This is a genomic window from Metallosphaera sp. D4-4 (assembly GCF_046245145.1).
Classification (GTDB): Archaea; Thermoproteota; Thermoprotei_A; order Sulfolobales; family Sulfolobaceae; genus Metallosphaera; species Metallosphaera sedula.
Genome location: NZ_CP176412.1, coordinates 1,263,171 through 1,281,457, shown reverse-complemented (window position 1 = coordinate 1,281,457; position 18,287 = coordinate 1,263,171). Strand labels below are relative to the sequence as shown.

Sequence of the window (18,287 nt, the reverse complement as noted above, 5' to 3'; positions counted from 1 at the left end):
ACACAACGAATTATTTCAATAGATGAGATCCAATCTATTATACCAAAAGTTTATAAATAAACTAAAACACGACTATGTGATGGTAGCAATAGATAAGGGACCCAATTCATACCTGGTGCGTTTTAGCTTAATTCAGTTCTTCTTTCTATTAGTATTATATCATCTATTATCATGCTCATTACTGAAATAGGGTGTTCTCATGGGTGTTCAGTGGCTGAAAAGGGAAGTGCTTCACTTTCTGGACCTCGTCCCTATGTCTACCTCTAGCGTCGCTCCCGCATTTAGTATTGCAGCAGCCTATGGAAGCATGGTGGCGTTGGTCGGTCCCCAGGCTATAATGTCAGTGGTTATTTCCTTTCCGCTTTTCCTTATGGCGTCTCTCATTTTCAGAAAGCTGAATAGGGTAGCTCCTCACTGTGGAGCCTCATATCATTGGGGAAGTAAGTTCATGGGAAAAAGATATGGTGGGTTTCAGTTCTGGATCATAACTCTGGCATATTTCTTGTCCCTACCACCAATCATTATACCTGCGGGGGAATATACTTTGGATTTACTATATAGGCTAGGTTTAATTGCAAGGTCAATGGAAATAAGCGTGTTCTGGGACTCGATAGTGGGAATGATTTGGGCAATCTTGGCAGCAATTCCCCTGGTCCTAGGAGTTAAACCTACCGCTAGAACCACTGAGACTTTCTTGGTTATCGAATTAATAGTTATGGTGAGCTTCATAGTGATCTGGCTCATTTCTCTCCCTTTTCATACGGTGAATAAGATAAATCTCTCATGGTTCTTTAGCGCTAAGGATTTGACTTCCTTACCACTCTTCTTAGGCCTAGCTGCAAGTATGGTCATTGTGGCAACGATTCTAGACGGTTGGGAAATAGACAGTTACGCATCGGAAGAGTCTAAGAGGCCAACTAGTTGGCCAGGTAGTGCTGGCGTGATAGGATTGATCTCGGTATTCTTCATCTACATGGTAGTAATGCCTCTCATGACCATGGAAACTCCATTATCTGCAATATCATCGTCCGTAGATCCATTAGCTCGTTGGGCCTCATATGTTATTCCCAACTATGCGTGGGCAATGGACATAGCAATAATTTGCTCCACCGCAAGCTCCCTCTGGCTTACTGCCTTCATCTTAAGTAGAGTTTGGTATTCGGCCTCCAGGGAGAGATTATTACCCTATATCTTTGGAAAGCTAAACAAATATGGAAGTCCGTGGGTAGCAGTGGCGGTAATGACGTCTCTCGAGATCTTAGTCCAAGGAGTGGAACTAGGGTTCCCCTCTGTCAGTAGTTTGTTCGGAATCGTGCTCACAGGTGCAGGGGCGTTTCTCCTCCTTGAGTTCGCTATGGATTCAATTACAGCCTCTAAAATAGCGTGGGAAGGGAGAACAGAGTGGTATTATAGAATACTATCTCCAGTCGCAGCAGGAGGAATGCTCTTTATCGTTATTATGGGAATAATTGATGCTGGTCCTGCATTTGGAATTCCTGCCGACATCTATGCTTTAACTATCTCAGTTTTAATTGTAATTGGTGGAATCTACTTTTCTCGTAGAGGCAATAGGGCCAATACCGTGGTTGCTCCTTGGCTAATGAGAGAGGAAAGACAAGGAAGACTGCGTGAAAAATGATTACATCGACCCACATCTGTCATGTTATTCTCCTCTATTCTTACTGATATATTTTCTCAGAATTAAAGCAGAAAACAAGGCTAACAATACAAAAGTTACATAAAAAGGCAGAAACGAAGAGATGACAGGCACTTGTGGAGAGACCGTTGGAGACCTGATTATAGGTAAACTTACGCTTGAGTTTACCTGAGTAGGACACCCCTGCGAGATGATAGCTACGGTTCCATCGAAGAAATTGCTTACAAAGACGTAATTGCTCACAGGATCAAATACTATATCAACGGGAGTTATTCCAACATTTATTTCTCCGGCTGGTGATAAATTATTCAGCACTAAAACGTAGTCTTGGCCGTAAAGGCTATCCACGGCAGCGTATACCAGATCATTATTACTGTCGTAGGCTATTCCTTCTATCTTGCTACCGTAAAGCGATATATTCCCCACTATATTTAGGGTGAGGTTTATTTCCAAGATGTAGCCGTCTGTTCCTACAAGGATTTCATTCCCCTTTAAAAGGAGAGAGTTTGGGAACGTGTTCAACTCGAGGGAATTGGTCCTTCCCTGAAAATTCATGAAGATGTATCCTTTATTTTCAGTAAAATTATAAGCTGAGACGAGAATATTACCTGATGGAGAGACTACCATATCTGTAGGCACTCCAAGGAAATTAAATAACGGAACCAACTTAGTGGAGTTAAGAGCATACACTTCATTCCCTATCGCTATAAAGACCTTTCCAGTAGTTGGGTCAGTAGCTAAGGCAAGGGGATAAGCGGATACGGTTAGCTGTCGAATGACACTTAGATTAGCATCGCTTATTTCTGTTATGGTATGGATTGGAAGCGTGCCACTAGTTACATATACTATGTTTGTTCTGTTGTTAAATGCCATATATTCCGCCCCACTTACGTTTATGTTTTTAACAACTGATCCATTGGGACTTAGCACGAATACTGTATTGACCGCAGCAACGAATATTCTCCCCTCATTGTCTGCTACCATTCTAGTAGGAGAAATTTGGGAAAACGTGTTATAGGGTCCACCATTTTCTATAGTAGACGTTGCCAAATTTACCGTATATTTAAGTACACCGACACATGAAGAACAGGTCAGTGAACATGCTAAGAAAAACAAGACGAAAAGGGAGCTTGCTACACGCATATATACATCCCATTAGAAGTCCAACCAGTACTTCTCATCCTCTTTAAACTGACGGTTAGGAGCCACTTTCATGAGTTCACCGTGAAGTTTAGTAACAGTTACTATTACTTGCCTTAGTTGATCTCTTGTCTTCACGTTATCCATTTCAAGTCTTCCGATAAGCGACTTCACTTTAGATAGGTTATCAGTAGCATCCTTCCAAAACCCTTCATATGCAGAAACCTGTTCTATTACTCTTTTAATGTCAATGAGGTTAGCCTTCATGAGTATTGCTCCTATATCGGCGCTGTCTTTATCGGTGGGAAAATGCATCTGAAGTTTCGTGAGAAGAAGATCGGTCAAATTCATCGAAAATTCCTCATTCCAATCAACCACGAACTCATGGTTGAATTTTACCTTATCCATGTAGTAGGCCTTAAGTACAAAGCTCTCATAAAAGAACATTCCAGCAATGTCCCCCATTAACCTCTCTAGATGGTAATAGGGGGTCCAGCCCTGCTCCCTCAGTATTTCCTTAAAGACATCTCTATACTTGATTGGTACTAACACATTAACATCTTGAGGACCGGATTTCCTGTACAGTTTCAGGAGCTCTACAGCCTCCTTGATGTCCCCAACCCTATGAAATATTCCGATCGACCCATACAGGAGTGCTTTTCCATCTCTTTTTTTAAGTTCAGAGTAAATCCTTTCATAAAGTTTTAGGTATTCTAGAGAAATACTTTCAAATTTAATCCCCTTCTGTTGACTTACATCGAATGGAGTGATTCCCGACATTAATCAAATCTTGTATTTCATGATATTAATACTTGTCTACATGATTTCAAGATATTTATGTTAACGATAAAACCGACGTTAAGAGTAAAATGTATTCAGACATTACGATTTTAGGTGTACTATAAGATCAAGCTTCTCTAAAAAGAATATTTGTACGATACGTCTATAGTATCGACAGAGGTTCCATGTTCATTAATCGCGCGTCGATCTTCAAGTTCTAAATCTGAGGAAAGCAAGAAGTAGAAAGGTTTTTATTCAAAAGTTACAAGTTATTTTTGTGATATTGGAGTTAAGCGTTGGAACTAGCCATGACGTTGAATCTCTTAGAATTATACTTTCCGATCCATACTTTGTATTACCTACAATATTCCCCTCTATAAAAGGATTGAAGATCCTAGGTGGTTCCTTTCAAGGCTACGCCAACTACTTAGGCATTGAGCATCAAGTTAGCGGAAACATCTATATCTCCAAGAATGAGGTAACCTATCCATTTACTCTGTCCAAGGGGAAGAATCTAGGTGCGGGTAAACTCACTTTCTATTTGATCCCGGGAAGAGTATTGATCAGGCTAGAATACGAAGGTTGGATGGAAAGGTTAGCTGGAGGCTTACTGAGGGGATGGGTAAAGAAATTTTCTAATGATCTTGAGGAAAAAGTTAGAATGGAAAGAATTAAAAGGAAAATATAATGAAATGTCCATCTCAGCCTTAGATGGAGAACTTTTCTAGATATGGACGGCTCTCTTAGGCAGGAGATTATTGCCGGGATGAAGGATATGCTCTATCTGATCACGTTAATGTGTTTATTACGGGATTACTTTACTCGTAACATGTTTCAACTTTTCTTCAAATCCGATAGGGTTAGTTCTCGTATTAAGGTCAGGGATATATCGCCTGGATATCGATAATGAAAATATTTAAACGAAGAAATAGATTTATCTTTAATGCGATTTAGGGAGTGGAACGAGATAGTCAAGGACACAAGTCCGTTGAAGGTTATTTACTTCTGGACAGATTGGTGCGAGGAGTGTGGCGCTCAATACAAGGAGTTAAGCAAGATAGAGGATTGGGAAGGATTTGGATACGCGAACGTTAATGCTGATGAGAGACCCGACCTCGCCATTAGATACTCACCACAGATTTACCCCAGCTTAGCCATAGTGACGGAGGGAAATGTTGTGGGCGGATTATACGGTTTCTCCGAAGAGTGGAAAATAAGAGAGACCCTTCTCATGGCACTAGACCTATTTCTTGGAGGAGGTAAACTGGTTTCTCCTAAATTTAATAGAGACTTGCGTAAGGTACCTAGATCTGACTATATCTTGCAAAACGAGAGACATGAGAACATATTAAATGACATCAGGTCTAAATGCATCTCGTTTTTTGACATCTACCAGGGTGGATTTGAAAAAGAACCCAAGTATTATTTGCCCAACGTGCTTAGGTTTCTTCTCAGATTTAAAGATTCGTATTCCATGGAGATTGTAAAATACACCCTTGATGCTGTAATTTACAATCTTTGGGATAATGGTTTTTATGCATTCTCTAAAACCTATAACTGGAAAAACCCCTATAAAGTAAAGCTGTTAGATCTGAACGCGGAAATGATAATAGCCTTACTCGAGACGTTTGCGAAAACCAAGGATACTTACTATCTCGATTACGCTGTGGAAACCGGCAAGTGGCTAATGAGAAGTAAAAAAGGAGACTTCTATCCAATAGCTGAAACCTCACAGGGAATGGTTGGGAAACCGCTGTTAACGGTTAACAGCGTAATAGGGGAGGCAATGTTTTATCTATATGAGTTCACGAACGATGAAAGTTTTAGAGACGAAGCTGAAAGACTATCCTTATTGCTCAAACCTTCCCACGTAATAGGGGATGGGAATCCATTTCTATTAGACTTAGCGTATCTGATCAGATTTCTCTCTTCTCTAGGTAAGGGAAAAGAAGTAGTAAAGGTGGCCTTTGATCAGTTCTTCGGAGGGGACGCGTTTTATGACGTTAGTTTACCTCACGCGCTATCAAACGGAATAGGCAGGTTCAAGTTAATAACTGATAACTCTATTTTAGGCCAAGGGTTAGTGAAACTGGGTCTAATGGAACCTGCGAGGCAGATAGCTAGTTATTTTTCGACTAGATACTGGAATTTTACATATTTCAATCAAGCAGATTTTGGTTTGTTGGTGTGGATGTTGAATGAACATACGTGACTTTTATTTGATAGCCATTATTCTTGGTCAAGGAATATTTGTATTTGAAGTTACATTAATTCTGTTTTATTCAAATACATTTATTTCTTTTTTTCAGTATTTCTCCTTTATTAACTATTTACTTGCATTTTTTATAGACACGATTGTTATTTTAAATTTTTTGCAGTTTATCTCATCTAGATTAAAGTATATACTGATTTTGCTCTTTGTACCAGTATTGGGCCAGTTAACCGAGGCAGGACTGATATATTATTTATCGAAACAGAGAAAAATTGTCCTTACTGCTATATATCTAGTCCTTTTTACTGCTGGATTCCTTTCATCTACGTTCCTACAGGTTCCTCAATCGCTATACAATATACCTATTTTGAAATCCTTTACCCTAGGCTTGTCCATATCCGATGTCCTTAATGTACTCCCGTTAATCTATGTTTTCCTTCTCTTCAGAAAATGGAGTAAAGAAGAAATTAAGAGATGAAGTAGGGATGAAGGTCTCGTCCATATTCGCGGGATTGGTTTTACCATTAGTTGTAATTCCTTGGGAATTCCTAGCATACTCGTTCTCAAGAAGCTTATACGCAGGAGGCATAGTTGTCGTAGTAGGGGAAATGGTTGCTCTTTATGTTGCTAGGCTGATAACTCATAGGAAAGCTAATCTTCGTATAAATAAAGGAATGACATTTTCCATTCCAGTTATATTACTCATGATCGCGTTTCCTCCTCCCTCACCAATAGGATTCAGGTATCCTCTCCTTGTGACCCCAGGAGTTATTGGAGGGATATGTGAGGAGCTTATCTATAGAGACTACACATTGGAAACTGGGAAGTATGATAACTATATTCAGGCCTTTCTATGGTCCCTAAATCACGCTCTCGATGGACCAGTGTTCGTTGCTTATACCTTTATACTAGGAATACTTCTTGGAATTATATCTAAAAGATTCGGTGTATTTCCATGCATAATAGCCCATGTTTCGTCCAATGTTCTAAGGTTATTTTTATGATAAGCCGAAAATAATGTATCCTTTTAGCCTGTGAAGATAGGATAAAACAGACTATCTGATTAGCTTCTTACTCTATTTCCATTTCAGAAATTGAGTAGTCCATGATATTTAGTAATTGTTTAGTCTTATTTTTCATTAATTCTAAACACTCGCGACCCCAAGCGCTCAATTCAAATCCTTCGGTATTATTCACTTCGCACTCAACTACAGTAACCATATCAGGAAGAACTCCGAGCGAGCTTCCTACCTTAAGGAACGAATTTATATCCATGTAATATCCCTTGACATTGGAATATATCTCTAGCCAAGTTTCCATTGCTCCCCTAGCTATTCTTGGTCTATAGACTCTCAATTCCTGTTTGCCTCTCTTTTCTGCAGCCATTAAAATAAGAGAACCTGGATTAAGGAACCCTAACTCAGAACTACCCTTTAGTGCACCGAGACTGAGGTCTAGGACATCTATTCCCTCTTTTCTCAGTTCCTCCATTGCCAAGATAGGTATTGCATAATCTCCTTGGTATAGATATCCCACAGCGGCTACCTTAGGAGGGGGGACTAATCTATTTCCCAATCCATTTGACGTCAAAGGACTTGGTGACCTCCATCATCTCTTCTGAGAAGAGTAGATTAAATGCCTTCATGGACATCTCGTCAGCACCCTTTATTACACCTACCTCCATCGTTATTCCCTTTTCTAGGGTTCTCCTGCTTAACTCCCAGCTCATGTTATCATGTGACCATGTAACTCCCATTTCCGCCACTCCTTCGTAAATTGCTCTCGGTATCTCTCTGTAATCCTTTGCTATTATTATGTCCACGCTATCTTGGCATTTCCTTTTGATGTAATCAATTCCTACTTTTCCTAGAACATAATACTCTGGGTCTGGAATCATGAACTTCTCACATTTTTCAACATGTTTAAACACAAGTGCAGGTTTCACTTCCATGAAGGTTTTCCTAACAAGCAAGATATCCCACTCCTTGAGCACCTTCATATCCACAGAGGGGAGGGAGATCATAGTGGGGCTTTTATCCAGTACCAGTCTTCCAATAGATATCTTCTCGTTGAGAATCTGTCGAAGCAATATTCCTGAGGGGAAACATTCTACGAATGCCTTCACATAGTTGCGTTTTAAAATATCAAGATATTTATCCATAAATGGATAGAAAAATGAATCAAATAATATAACAGTTCTAGCTCCAATTTCTCCCGCTATATCAGAGAGTCTATTCCATTCTGATGTCACGTCCATTATAAGGCCCATGTTACATAAAGAATTGATTCTTTATATCTCTTTCATTAATTTTGCTATAATATTGATCTTGTTGTACACATGATTATCTTAATTACCATGTAAAAGATCTATTGGGAAGTTTAATGAAAAAAGTTTATAAATATGGTATAACAAACTATACCAGATAGAGTGGTATATATGGGTCTAACGAGAAGAGACTTCCTAAAAGTTTCAGGCGTGACAGCCCTAGGTACAAGTCTAGCTTTATCCGGTCTCTCATACGAGGAACTATTGTCTAAGGCTCAGGAAGCAGACCAACCGATAAACATAGTATGGACCGGTAATGGGTGGTGTGGAGGAAATACTATAGCTTTTGTAGATGCAATGAACCCATCAGTGGAGGATGTGGTAACAGGAGTGTACTTTAACGGCAAGCCCATAACATTAAGGCAGCCAAGCATTCAGGACCTAGGAATGATAAACCTGGTTTATCACCCCATACTAATGCCTCAGGATAGCATGGCCTACGCAACCATGGAGATGGCATTAAACGGGGAGTTAGATCCATTCGTCCTGGTAGTCGAGGGGACTATGTTTGACGAATTCGGCGTTTACTATAAGAAGCCAAGTGGATCCTTCTGGTGTTCAGCGGGAAGGAAACCAGACGGAAGCGTTCTGCTATGCGATGAGTTCGTCTTCAATCTTATGAAGAAAGCTGCGGCTGTGGTAGCAACTGGGGCTTGCGCTACTTATGGTGGGATTCCAGCCACTACAAATGGGCTAGGGCAGAGAAGTCCCACATATGCCATGGGAATGCTTGACGACCCGTACAGAGGGATATATGGTTTTCCATACTATGCTCACCAAGTTTATACACAGGATTTAGCACCAGATATCATCGACCAAGACATATACTCAGTCACGAATTCCCCAGTTAACACTTCTTGGCCTGGGCCCAGCTATCACTGGCTTTCTACCGCGGGTCTACCAATAATTTCCATAGCTGCAGATCCTCCTGCTGGAGATTGGATTATGCGCACACTTGTCTCCGCAGTGCTTTATCTGAGAGGTTTAGGTCCTAATCCTGCCGATGATCTAGACGTGTTCAATAGACCAAAATTCTTCTACGGAAATGAGACCCATCAGAACTGCCCTAGGGCGGGATTCTTCGCACAGGGCATTTTTGCCTATGAATTTGGAGACCCTCAATGCACCTACAGCCTTGGGTGTAAGGGTACTGAGGCCAATAGCCCAGCACCTAGACTGGGGTGGGTGGGTGGAGTTGGCGGATGTACTAGAGGCGGAGTATGCATTGCATGTACTGCTCCAGGATTTCCAGATCTATATGAACCATTTTATGCTCCACCAAACGCTCCCACAATTCCTAGTACTACATTGTTCGCAGCTGCAGCAGCCGCAGGTATAATAGTAGGTGTTGGTAGCTATGCCTTCTCTAGGAGGAAGAGACTACCTCAGATGCAAGGAGGCAAGAGGTGAGAGATATGGCAAGTAGTTCACCATACTATTTCACGTTTGATTGGACTAAACCAGTTCTCATAGAACCCATAGTGAGGATAAAGCCTGAGTTGGGAATACAAGTCACCTACGACTCCTCTAGTAACAGGGTTACGGACGCCTATGCAGCAGCAGGTATGTTCAGAGGTTTCGAGATATTCATGAGAAATAAGCCAGGACCAGACGTCATAATGCTTTCCAGTAGGGAGTGTGGAATATGTGGAGAACATCACCAATTCATTGAAAGAATTGCACAGGAAATGGCTCAGGGCGGTAACGCTCCTCCACCGTTAGGTCTTGAAACCATTATTCTAGCTAATGACGCGGCTATGACCTACGATGCCACAGCCCATCTTACAGCTTTAGGAGGACCAGACTGGAGCTCCCTATTCTTCAAGGTGGCCGGGTATTTCCCAAGCCAAATTTATGAAATAGCTCAGCAAACACCTCTGAGTAAAGTAGCGCAAGAGTCTCAGGCATTCCCAATGGGCGCACCAACGCAACTGGAAATGGCAGGCGTCAAATTGAAAACCGTTTCAGATCTTATGGATGCGCTAGTTCCAATAATTGGCGCTTACTTCCTTGAGGGTGCCTACTCGTGGAGAATACTTCACGAGGCTGAATTGCTGTACTATCTCAGAATACCTCATCCAATAACAATGGTACCTGGAGGAATTGGTGTACCTGCCACTGTGGAAAACCTACAAAGATATTTCCAACGGATGGTTGATGGAACGGCTTGGTTAATGAAACAGATGGCCGTATATGAATATTTGACATTATTCTTTGCAGATTATAACAACACGTTCGGAATACAGGCTCTATATGACAAATTGAATGGAACTCTTGGATTTGCTGAGGAGGGAAACAGACCTGGAAACTTTGTCTCTTATGGTCAGAGCGACGTTTCAGAAGCTCCCTCAGTTTCACCATCCAGTACATCAGTGATGCCCTATGATGGCACCTATGAGAATATGGGCGCTTGGGGTAGGGCTAGGGTCGTGAAACCTGGACTGGTTATTCAACCCAATTCCAATTCTCCTCCACAGCTTGTCACCAACAGCCTTATTGACATAAATCTCGGAATAAGGGAGTTCGTGGAGTCCTCCTTCTACACGCCGTGGTACGAAAATGGATCCTTCAATAGTGAAGTTCCATCCTCAGTGAGCGGAATAGAGGAAGATCCCATTGGAAATAAGGTTAGTTACTACCATCCATGGAGAAAGTGGACTATGCCTAACCCGCAGCCTAGACCGGTTCCAATGGCCTATCCTGCACCCTATTCATGGGCGGTTTCACCTAGAATAGTTCCGTACCAGAATCACAAACCAATTACTAATCTCTTCTACAACGTTGAAGCGGATCCCATGGCCGTGATGTATGCCCAAGTTCTTCAGCCACAGGCCCCTACACCTATATACACTTCTAGCTATCCCTCGGGCTTTGAAGTCTCATACAACAGTAACGAGATGAGTGCCACCTTCTACTTGCCCACCGTGAACAGTCCAAGGATATCACTGCCTCCTGAGTTTCAGCAGGGGAGCGAAATAGAGTTCAAGTATGTGGCACCATACGCGCTTTCCGGTGGAAAGATAGTTACTAATGCCATAGAAAGGATGAGAGCCAGGGCATTTGAGGCGGGTCTAGATGGGATGGGAATGTGGATAGCCTGGATGTCTGCTATCACGTACTTGAAGAAGGGCATTACGCAAGTGAGTACTATGCCTCCATCGAGCTGGACCTACAAGTCCAATACAAATACGGGGGTAGCACTAGGTGTGGGAATGAAAGAGGCCCCACGAGGTGCACAGTATCATTCAGAGGTGTTCGCTACCGGAACTGGCGTAAATGTCCCAACAATTAACCCGCAACAAATGCAACCAACTACAGTGAACTCCGGTCCAAGGGTGAAGAATTCCTATGACGACGGTATTCAAACAATTAAACCCGCATCTCCAACACACGGCGCAGGAACTTTTGAGGAAGTGCTAATGGGGAACCCTGACTATAACATGCCTGGTACTCCTAGGTTAACAGTTATTCCTACGGAACAGTGGGATGGCTTCGAGTTTGCTCAAACCCTACGATCATTTGATCCATGTTTTGTATGCGGAGTGCATATGGTATTGCCAAATGGAAGGGCTAGATACATGACTCTTGGAGCTCCAGTTGATTTAAGTAACGCGATTAAAGCATTCTACAGGTTTGCCATGAAGGTGAAGTAGATGTTACCAATAGTCCTTGCAATAGGTGCTTCGCTTGGCTCTGACTCCCTGTATTGGTGGGGACTAAATGTAATTTTCCCATTAGGATTGCTAATATTCGTGTTTGGTGCCATATATAGAATTTCTAGGTATTTTTTGGGAAGGAGAGTTCCTGCACCTACTATGGCTGGTTTCGGGACACAATTCAAGGAGGGAGTCTCAGCAATTCCCGTACCCTTCGGAGCTGCCGCTAAGAGGGATCCTTTTATCATTGTTGAGACTATATTCTGGCATGTTTTCATGTTAGGTGTAGTGGTCATCGTAGGTATACATATCCTAGCATGGAACTACATATTTGGTCAGATATTTGGCGTCTCCAATCCGCTATGGTTCCTGTTTAAGATATCCACTCCAGAGCAGTTTACCTCAGCATACCAGCTAGGATTGTTGGGGAGCAACTCCTACTCGCATGGGGGAATACTAAATCCATTAGGCGCATGGAACTCGGCGGAGGTTTCAACTTCAACGTTTGATCCTTGGAGTTTCTTGGCTGTCTTAGTTAATGGAACAGTAATGGGACTACTTGCCATGGCAGGGATTTTAGGATACTTGGTAACTAGGATAGTGGATGATGTTACTGGGCATAAGAGGCTGAGCTCCTCTGGGGACTATGTGTTCTTGATTCTTCTAGCTGCTATTGTAATCACGGGCCTTGCAGCAATGTATGATTTCCAGATACCATATCTAGGTGTGCCAAATCAGGCCAATTGGTACGGATTACATATTGCGCTGGTCGGAGCATTCATAGGTTACGTTCCATTTAGCAAGGGATGGCATATGTTCGGATACTATATTGGAAAGGGAATGAGGGGATACGGATACGGGAGAAAGAGAGAATAGGGTTTGCGGGGGATTTAGGGTGGAAGGTAAGAATGTGAAAATGGAAAGACGCATGGTATCCAGGGCACTGGATGAGCTGTCTCCGTATGATGTATGGGGATTACAGGAATGTATGAGGTGTGGGATATGTAGATATGCCTGTCCTTTCTGGCTGGATTCCCAAAAGGCAACCGATATACCCGCGTGGAGAACATACGAGGTTAACAAGGTTTACTCGATGTATTATACTGGGTATGGGAACGTTGCAAGATTCTTAAGACTAAGAAGAATTAAGTCATCAGAATTTCTAAAATGGAGAGAATCGTCCTACAACTGCACAGCTTGCGGGGCATGTACCGATGTTTCTCCGCTCGAAATACCTAACTGGTATACGGCCATTCTTCTCAGGAGAATGTTACATTTAGCAGGAATGAACCTTGAGGAAGTCGAGGAGTGGGCGAATAATACTAAGAAACTTGGAAACCCTCTTGGAATTTCCACGGAACAGTGGGAAGAGACAGCTAAATCTGCGGGACTCCCACTGAATGAAAAGGCTGACATCTTGTATGTGCCGAGTGCGTTGGAATCAAGGGAAGGAGAGATCTTGCAACAGGTAGCCAACTCAATAATAGCTACTGGAGAAAAGTTCACTGCAAGTTCACAGATAAGTGATGTAGGATACTATTCCTACCTGGCAGGTGATTTTGAGACAGCCCGTGACCACTTTACCAAGATCTTGGAGATTGCCAAGCAGGTTGAAGCAAAGAAAATAGTGGTCTCGGACGGAGCTGGACTCTTCTTCCTCAGATGGCAAGCACCCAAGACCTTGGGACATAAAATTGATATACCCATCTATCATCTGACAGAATTAATTTACGATGCTTACAAGAAGGGTAAGGTAAAAATAGAAGTTGCGGATTTTAAGGATCAAATTACAGTGCACGATTCAGAGTTCATGAGTAAACTGGGAGGCGTGGAGAAGCCTCCAAGGGAACTCATGAAAGCCTCAATATTCAACTACAGGGAACCAAAGTTCTCTCCGTCTTCCCATAACCTATTTACCTGCGGTCATCACCTAGAGTTAATAAAGGAGAAATCTGATACAGTGAAAAGGGCTAGAGCGTATTCGATAAAGCAACTGGCAAGTTGGGGCGAGTCTGTGGTTACGTTCGATCCGAATTGCCTACTATCCATGAGGAATGGTATAAGGGACTCGCAGGGAATTAAAAACGCATATTATTACACTAACATTCTAGACAAGGCGATAAAAAGATGAATCTTCTTAGATTCCTGATTAAGTATACGGGGATAGACTCTACAATAAAGGAGGCCATGAATGACGCGATAGGTTCCGATCCAGAGGTTCTTAAATTACTATATCATAAAAGAATCCCACCGATTGATGGTACTTCGGAAATGCTAAAGATCGCAGAAAACTTGGGAATTAAGGTACAAAGGAGTGAAAGAAGTCAAGTAGACCTTAGAAGGTTAGCAGCAGCACAGGCTGCTAACGTAACTCCAATAGAGGTGGAAAATCCTGAAGATATACTATGGGAAATTGCTCAGAGGTTCAGGGTGAAAAGAAGTGGAAATCATTAAAAGCGCAGTTGGCATAATTTTCGTAAGGCCTTATCCTGAAGAATTGCTTAACCCCATTATCGAGGAATCGAGAAGGCCAGGAGTGGAGATCTCGTTAGAAGAAGACGAGAGAGTACAAAAATATATTAAGTCCATTATTTTTTCTAGTGAAAAGGATAAATGTCAGGAATCCTTTGATTTTTTTATAAGAAGATTATCCTTAAAATCAGACCTTAAGGAAGTAGTCTGGACTTACCATGTGGAATGCGCGCTTAAATCTAAGGCCTTAAGACTGGGTGTTCCATCTTCACTTCCTTTAGTGGGAAACGTATTGCTTTCAGGACTAGTATTTTCTAACGTGAAAAACATGGATTTGAACCAGAGAAAGTTATGCGTAGTTCAGTTTGATGATCAAATCCGCGTAATAAAGAGGGACGACAAATACTTCAGTGTCATGGATGTGGCAAGAGAGGCGGAGAAATTAGAAAAAGTAATAGAAGAACTGGGAATGATTAGCATTAAGACAATAAATTTATCATCAATAAGACTTTAAGGTGAGAGTCTGATCGCGTTGTCTGTGCACAGTTTAAAGGGTGGAGTAGGTAAATCGGTAATAGCTATATCTCTGGCTAAGCTCTTGGCCTCAAAGGGCCATCAAGTACTTTTCGTTGATAAAGATATTGCAGGATATGCATCCTACTCGGCGGGTATAGACGGTCCAGGTCTTATTGAAAGTTTGATAAGCGCAATGAGCATTGACGTGATGAGGGAAGTATACATAGAAAACGGAGGCATTACGATATTAAAGTACCTTGGAGACGGACCAAGGTACGGAGTTGATCTCGAGATAATCCGTCGCGACGATGAGTTAACGGGAAGATGGAGGAAATATTGTAACAATTTCCTATCTGAAAAGAAATACTCTTTTTTTATACTGGATAATCCGCCTGCGGTAATACCTGACCAGGAAATAAATAAATGTATAACGAAACAGAGCAGAGGAGGGCTATCTCAAATTTCAATGAAATGTATAGTTGTCTCCGATAGTATAGCTGGTACAATAAGTACCAGCGTAACTTATGCCAAACTGTTGGCATCTAAGGGTTATGAGATTTTAGCATTTGTAATAAACATGATTAAACCATATGACATGCCTTCCTATCGGAGTAGGATAGAGGAAATTATGTTAGAACTCAACTGCAAACTTGGAGTGCTTATAGCTTTCCAGGAAGAACTATTCCAATTTAGCGGCGAAATTAAGGACTTTCCAGTACCTCAACAATTGGAGGAGTTTGTTTCCAAGATGGAAAGAGGAGAGACGGGTATAATAACTTAGTTTTGTCGCTAATAACTCAATAATTTGAGTTCTGTTTTAGTGTGTGGGGTATTCTAAAATTAACATCATTCTCTTGATCAGAACAATTCGTAGAATTGGCGTTAAGTAATCAAATGCTACACACACTAGTTCTGTTTCTGAAGTATCTCGAGGGTCAACCTTAAGCTAGCGTGATACCCAGGTGATAATGTCCTCGGAGGAAAGGAGATATACAAGGATTGATCAAAGTACCACAAGAACCTTGTGACGAGGTACGAGATAATGTTTCCTTTCATCGTGTTCAAGTACTGGTACTAGCTTGTTTGAATGAGAGAAAATCCGAGCGAGTTCGATAATAGTTCTTTATACATAGCAAAGCATATCATCAGAGCTGACTCCGAACATAGTTTTCTACCAAGTAACGTAAATTCCAAAACCCCTATTCACCTTTATTTCTTCTCCATTAAGCTCTTGGGGAAAGGGAACAGACGACAGAATTAACCTTCCATTTGTGTTAACCCTGATGGTGCTTTGTTCGAATGCATATATGATCATTATTTTGCCTTTTTTAACAATGAGCCATTTATCTCCTTTGTCTACTATGCTATCTCTCTTGCAATTCAGATACTCTTTCCTCACCTTAATCATTTGTTTATATAAAGCGAGTATCTCACCTTTGATATTCCATGTTAACTTGGATGAGGTAAAGATGGTCTCTGACTGAGGATCAGTACTCTGACCATTTTCCCTCCTTCTTCCTTCCCTCACCTCCTTTACTAACTCAGGTTCAGAGAAGTCCGAGAAATAATAGAAGGGGGTTTCTTCTCCGTACTCTTCCCCCATAAATATCATGGGAATGTAAGGAGAAAGGAGATAGAGAGCCGATACTATCTTCAATGTCTCTACGTCAACCAGTCTCGATAGCCTTTCGCCTCTACCCCTGTTACCTACCTGGTCATGGTTCTGAATATAAACTACGAAGCTACAACCTGGAAGTTCTGTAGGTCTTCCGTGAGATTTTTCCCGGAACTTAGAGTATCTACCGTCATATACAAACACATCCCTCAAGCTCTTCACAATGTCTCCTACGTCACCAAAGTCTGTGTAATAACCCTGTCTCTCGCCTGTCACGTATGCATGAACCGCGTGATGAAAATCGTCCACCCACTGCGCATCTATTCCGTAACCGCACTTCTCTTTTGGATTAACTATCCTTGGATCATTAAGGTCACTCTCCGCTATTACTAGCTTACCGTGACTGTGAACCTGGTTAGCTATCTCTTCCAAAATGTGTTTTGGGGACGTATCCACGATAGCATGTACTGCGTCCAGTCTAAATCCGTCAATGTGGAACTCTCTAATCCAGTATTCCACGTTATCCAGTATGAACTTCCTTACCTCATCACTTCCATAGTCGTCGTAATTGAAGGTCAACCCCCAGGGAGTCCTGTACTTAGAGGAAAAGTAGGGCCCAATGAGGCTCATGTAGTTCCCCTCAGGACCAACATGGTTATATACCACGTCTAGAATGACGCCTAGGTTTCGTTTATGGGCCTCATTGACAAGCCTCATTAATCCGGATGGACCACCATATGAGTTCTGGACAGCGTACAGATAGACCCTATCATAGCCCCACCCCCTTTTCCCTGGGAATTGAGCCACTGGCATTATCTCCAAGGCAGTGACCCCCAACTCGGATAGGTAATCCAGTTTTTCCACGACCCCATCAAATGTTCCCATGGACGAGAAAGTCCCAACGTGAAGTTCGTAGATAACTAGGTCTTCCTTGGACAGCCCCTTCCAGTTCTGGTCTTCCTAGGGAAATTCGGTTGAGATTAACTGTGAGGGCCCATGAACTCCCTCGGGCTGGTATCTAGAGGCCGGATCGGGTATCTCGCCCTTATCCGTAACGAACTTGTACAGTGTGCCTGGCTTAGCGTTAACCACTGCGGTGAAGTAGCCTTTTTCATCCCTGGTCATCGGTGTTATCTCCTGTCCCAGTTTAAGCGACACTTTAGAGCAGTAGGGGGCCCAAAGCGTGAACTTGACTCCTTCCTCTGTGATTGTTGGTTCAAACATAAAGAAAAATGACAGAAAAGGGTAAAAACGCAGAAGAGCATGAAGAGGGTCTCAATTACCCCTGGTTCAGTCAAATCATGAAAACCGTAACGGAAGTGAGCTCACATCAAGCTCAAGGCTTCGTAAGTTTTTCCATCACTTCATCATAATCTTCTTGAGATCTGTGTATTCGTTATCCATCAGTCAGGAATATTCCCTTTTCCCCACATTCCCTCCGAATGTACTTAGGTCTCATGGAGAATATCACTGGGATTATCCTTTTACTCTCAAGGAGTTCTGGCCTATTTCTTCTGATTGACTCTATCGTGATCTCCAACTGTTCTATGACGCTAGATCTAGCCGTGATCTTTACTTCTCCTATGAGAACGTAGTTATCGAACACGGCAAATAGATCAGCCACGAAGGGAATCTCGAGTTCCTTGATTTTTACCGAGTAACCAAGGCATGAGTTTCCACTCCAATGCAGCTTTAGCCTCGTCTTCTAGGCTCATGGAATATCTCATGATTGTGCTCCTAATTTCAGCCTGAACTGCTTCAAAGTTCCTCTTGAACTCCTCGTTTCTCTTCTCGCTCTCCTCCCTCATCCTTTTCATCTCCTCCCACAATCTCTTACTCTCCTCCTTGAGCTCCTCATCCCTCCTCTTCATCTCCTCCACGATCGCTGTTATTGACTTGGTTAACTCCTCTAT

17 protein-coding genes and 1 pseudogene are annotated in these 18,287 nt (G+C 42.1%); 11 read left to right on the top strand and 7 right to left on the bottom strand.

Features of this window, described 5'->3' with window-relative positions; translation table 11 throughout:
* Positions 1-199 precede the first annotated feature (199 nt).
* Positions 200-1,639: an APC family permease gene (locus ACI49J_RS06875; protein WP_240255285.1), complete on the top strand. Its 1,440-nt coding sequence runs from the start codon at positions 200-202 to the stop codon at positions 1,637-1,639.
* Positions 1,640-1,663: 24 nt separating this feature from the next.
* Here ACI49J_RS06875 and ACI49J_RS06870 read toward each other — a convergent pair whose 3' ends face one another.
* The gene (locus ACI49J_RS06870; protein ID WP_318552028.1) at positions 1,664-2,641 is read right to left on the bottom strand and encodes a hypothetical protein; all 978 of its coding nucleotides are present in this window, start codon (positions 2,639-2,641) and stop codon (positions 1,664-1,666) included.
* Between the two features lie 171 nt (positions 2,642-2,812).
* Positions 2,813-3,577, bottom strand: coding sequence for a hypothetical protein (locus ACI49J_RS06865; RefSeq protein WP_240255281.1), 765 nt, complete (start codon positions 3,575-3,577; stop codon positions 2,813-2,815).
* A 277-nt stretch (positions 3,578-3,854) separates the two neighbouring features.
* On the opposite strand from ACI49J_RS06865, the gene ACI49J_RS06860 reads away from it, so the two are divergent.
* From ACI49J_RS06860 to ACI49J_RS06850, 3 genes are all read left to right on the top strand, one after another.
* Complete coding sequence (locus ACI49J_RS06860; protein WP_240255279.1) at positions 3,855-4,265, top strand: DUF3211 domain-containing protein; 411 nt, start codon at positions 3,855-3,857, stop codon at positions 4,263-4,265.
* 255 nt (positions 4,266-4,520) lie between these two features.
* The gene (locus ACI49J_RS06855; protein ID WP_240255277.1) at positions 4,521-5,789 is read left to right on the top strand and encodes a co-chaperone YbbN; all 1,269 of its coding nucleotides are present in this window, start codon (positions 4,521-4,523) and stop codon (positions 5,787-5,789) included.
* A 485-nt stretch (positions 5,790-6,274) separates the two neighbouring features.
* Positions 6,275-6,793, top strand: a complete 519-nt coding sequence (locus tag ACI49J_RS06850; RefSeq protein WP_240255275.1) for a CPBP family intramembrane glutamic endopeptidase — start codon at positions 6,275-6,277, stop codon at positions 6,791-6,793.
* 67 nt (positions 6,794-6,860) lie between these two features.
* Here ACI49J_RS06850 and ACI49J_RS06845 read toward each other — a convergent pair whose 3' ends face one another.
* Together ACI49J_RS06845 and ACI49J_RS06840 are read right to left on the bottom strand one after the other, a co-directional pair.
* Positions 6,861-7,325, bottom strand: a complete 465-nt coding sequence (locus ACI49J_RS06845; RefSeq protein WP_240255273.1) for a hypothetical protein — start codon at positions 7,323-7,325, stop codon at positions 6,861-6,863.
* A gap of 28 nt (positions 7,326-7,353) precedes the next feature.
* On the bottom strand, positions 7,354-7,914 hold the full coding sequence (locus ACI49J_RS06840) for a hypothetical protein (protein ID WP_240255271.1): 561 nt from the start codon (positions 7,912-7,914) through the stop codon (positions 7,354-7,356).
* A 312-nt stretch (positions 7,915-8,226) separates the two neighbouring features.
* On the opposite strand from ACI49J_RS06840, the gene ACI49J_RS06835 reads away from it, so the two are divergent.
* The 7 genes from ACI49J_RS06835 to ACI49J_RS06805 are packed head-to-tail and all read left to right on the top strand — an operon-like array spanning position 8,227 to position 15,540.
* Complete coding sequence (locus ACI49J_RS06835; protein ID WP_240255269.1) at positions 8,227-9,525, top strand: hydrogenase small subunit; 1,299 nt, start codon at positions 8,227-8,229, stop codon at positions 9,523-9,525.
* Between the two features lie 5 nt (positions 9,526-9,530).
* A complete protein-coding gene (locus ACI49J_RS06830; protein WP_240255267.1) occupies positions 9,531-11,768 on the top strand; it encodes a nickel-dependent hydrogenase large subunit in 2,238 nt (745 codons plus the stop codon).
* On the top strand, positions 11,769-12,647 hold the full coding sequence (locus ACI49J_RS06825; RefSeq protein ID WP_240255264.1) for a hypothetical protein: 879 nt from the start codon (positions 11,769-11,771) through the stop codon (positions 12,645-12,647).
* 19 nt (positions 12,648-12,666) lie between these two features.
* Positions 12,667-13,902, top strand: a complete 1,236-nt coding sequence (locus tag ACI49J_RS06820) for a (Fe-S)-binding protein (protein WP_240255262.1) — start codon at positions 12,667-12,669, stop codon at positions 13,900-13,902.
* Complete coding sequence (locus ACI49J_RS06815) at positions 13,899-14,225, top strand: hypothetical protein (protein ID WP_240255259.1); 327 nt, start codon at positions 13,899-13,901, stop codon at positions 14,223-14,225. Before ACI49J_RS06820 ends, ACI49J_RS06815 begins: the two co-directional genes overlap by 4 nt.
* Positions 14,212-14,757, top strand: a complete 546-nt coding sequence (locus ACI49J_RS06810) for a hypothetical protein (RefSeq protein WP_240255257.1) — start codon at positions 14,212-14,214, stop codon at positions 14,755-14,757. The genes ACI49J_RS06815 and ACI49J_RS06810 overlap by 14 nt, the downstream gene beginning before the upstream one ends.
* A 24-nt stretch (positions 14,758-14,781) precedes the next feature.
* Positions 14,782-15,540, top strand: coding sequence for a ParA family protein (locus ACI49J_RS06805; protein ID WP_240255255.1), 759 nt, complete (start codon positions 14,782-14,784; stop codon positions 15,538-15,540).
* Between the two features lie 390 nt (positions 15,541-15,930).
* On the opposite strand, the pseudogene treZ reads toward ACI49J_RS06805, so the two are convergent.
* The 3 genes and pseudogenes from treZ to ACI49J_RS06790 all read right to left on the bottom strand — a co-directional run bounded on the left by treZ (position 15,931) and on the right by ACI49J_RS06790 (position 18,245).
* Positions 15,931-17,598, bottom strand: a pseudogene (gene treZ / locus ACI49J_RS06800) (malto-oligosyltrehalose trehalohydrolase).
* A gap of 172 nt (positions 17,599-17,770) precedes the next feature.
* Positions 17,771-17,998 carry a hypothetical protein gene (locus ACI49J_RS06795; protein ID WP_193453377.1) on the bottom strand — a complete coding sequence of 76 codons (228 nt, stop codon included), beginning with the start codon at positions 17,996-17,998 and terminating at the stop codon, positions 17,771-17,773.
* A complete protein-coding gene (locus ACI49J_RS06790; protein ID WP_193453376.1) occupies positions 17,991-18,245 on the bottom strand; it encodes a hypothetical protein in 255 nt (84 codons plus the stop codon). Before ACI49J_RS06790 ends, ACI49J_RS06795 begins: the two co-directional genes overlap by 8 nt.
* Positions 18,246-18,287: the final 42 nt, after the last annotated feature.

Bases quoted from the DNA above. Each gene is read 5' to 3' on its own strand.
- ACI49J_RS06875 (WP_240255285.1), top strand. From the start codon at position 200: ATGGGTGTTCAGTGGCTGAAAAGGGAAGTGCTTCACTTTCTGGACCTC.
- ACI49J_RS06870 (WP_318552028.1), bottom strand. From the start codon at position 2,641: ATGGTAGCAGACAATGAGGGGAGAATATTCGTTGCTGCGGTCAATACA.
- ACI49J_RS06865 (WP_240255281.1), bottom strand. From the start codon at position 3,577: ATGTCGGGAATCACTCCATTCGATGTAAGTCAACAGAAGGGGATTAAA.
- ACI49J_RS06855 (WP_240255277.1), top strand. From the start codon at position 4,521: ATGCGATTTAGGGAGTGGAACGAGATAGTCAAGGACACAAGTCCGTTG.
- ACI49J_RS06850 (WP_240255275.1), top strand. From the start codon at position 6,275: ATGAAGGTCTCGTCCATATTCGCGGGATTGGTTTTACCATTAGTTGTA.
- ACI49J_RS06835 (WP_240255269.1), top strand. From the start codon at position 8,227: ATGGGTCTAACGAGAAGAGACTTCCTAAAAGTTTCAGGCGTGACAGCC.
- ACI49J_RS06830 (WP_240255267.1), top strand. From the start codon at position 9,531: ATGGCAAGTAGTTCACCATACTATTTCACGTTTGATTGGACTAAACCA.
- ACI49J_RS06825 (WP_240255264.1), top strand. From the start codon at position 11,769: ATGTTACCAATAGTCCTTGCAATAGGTGCTTCGCTTGGCTCTGACTCC.
- ACI49J_RS06815 (WP_240255259.1), top strand. From the start codon at position 13,899: ATGAATCTTCTTAGATTCCTGATTAAGTATACGGGGATAGACTCTACA.
- ACI49J_RS06790 (WP_193453376.1), bottom strand. From the start codon at position 18,245: ATGAAGAGGAGGGATGAGGAGCTCAAGGAGGAGAGTAAGAGATTGTGG.